Here is a 1,248-nt window from a genome sequence, read left to right as displayed (position 1 = left end):
TCGAGGCCGCGCACGCGGTCGCGCCGGACGCGCACGTCACGTACGTGGGCGCGGCGTCCTGCCAGGGCGACGATCTGCTGGACGCGCTCAGCAAGGTGGTCGACAAGCACCTGGCCGACATCGTCTCCAACTCGTGGGCCGGCATCGAGGCCGACGAGACGCCTGACCTCGCGGCCGCCTACGACCAGGTCTTTCAGCTCGGCGCGGTCGAGGGCATCGGCTTCTACTTCTCCTCCGGTGACAACGGCGACGAGGTCGCCAATCCCGCCAACTCGGCCTGGGTGACGGCGATCGGCGGTACCTCGCTGGCGGTCGGCAAGGGCGACAAGTACCTGTGGGAGACCGGCTGGGGCACCGAGAAGGCCACGCTGTCCGCGGACGGCAAGAGCTGGACCAACTTCCCCGGCGCGTTCGCCTATGGTACGGGCGGTGGTACCAGCAAGACGGTCGCCGAGCCCTTCTACCAGAAGGGTGTCGTCCCGGACGCGCTCGCCAAGGCCAACAACGCCGCCGGCAACCGCGTTGTCCCGGACATCTCGGCGATCGCCGACACCAACACCGGTTTCAAGGTCGGCCAGACGCAGACCTTCCCGGACGGGTCGCAGCAGTACAGCGAGTACCGCACCGGCGGCACCTCGCTCGCCACTCCGGTGATCGCGGCGGTGCAGGCGCTGGCCCAGGAGGCGCGCGGCGGCAAGGCGATCGGTTTCGCCAACCCGACGATCTACTCCAAGTTCGGGTCGAAGCTGTACCACGACGTCACCGACAAGCCGACCGGCACCGACCTCGCGGTCGCCCGTGTCGACTTCGTGAACGACGTCGACGCCTCCGGCGGCCTGGCGGTCTCGGTCCGCAGCCTTGGCAAGCACAGCTCGCTGTCCGCGGTCAAGGGCTACGACGACGTCACCGGCGTGGGCACGCCCGCCAACGGCTACGTCGACTCCTACCGTTCCCCACTGACTCGGTAGCAGACCCGAAACCTGTTCCCCGGACGAGACGACCGTCCGGGGAACAGGTTCTTCCGGGAATCAGGAGCACGCTTCAGCGAGCAACTCGCACAGTCCGCTCGGTCACAAGAAAGAGTGCGAAGCCCGCCGCCAGCAGAAGCACTCCGCCCACCAGGAACGGTGGGGCTGTACGCGTCGGTGTATGAGGTCCCCCGGCGCCCCGGTGTGGATCCGTGAGATCGAGGCGGTCGCCCTGCTGAGGCAGGTCCTCGTGCAGACCTACACCGTCCGCGTCGATGCC

Annotated in this window: 1 protein-coding gene; it reads left to right on the top strand. The window is 68.3% G+C overall.

Annotated features, from left to right (window positions below):
* A partial coding sequence (locus ABZZ74_RS54285) for a S53 family peptidase (RefSeq protein ID WP_356951465.1) occupies positions 1 to 968 on the top strand: 968 nt, incomplete at its 5' end.
* Positions 969 to 1,248: the final 280 nt, after the last annotated feature.

Source organism: Streptomyces sp. NPDC006476 (genome assembly GCF_040612015.1).
Taxonomy (GTDB): domain Bacteria; phylum Actinomycetota; class Actinomycetes; order Streptomycetales; family Streptomycetaceae; genus Streptomyces; species Streptomyces griseorubiginosus_B.
The sequence above is the reverse complement of the archived record's forward strand: the minus strand, read 5'-3'. Positions and strand labels throughout refer to the sequence as shown.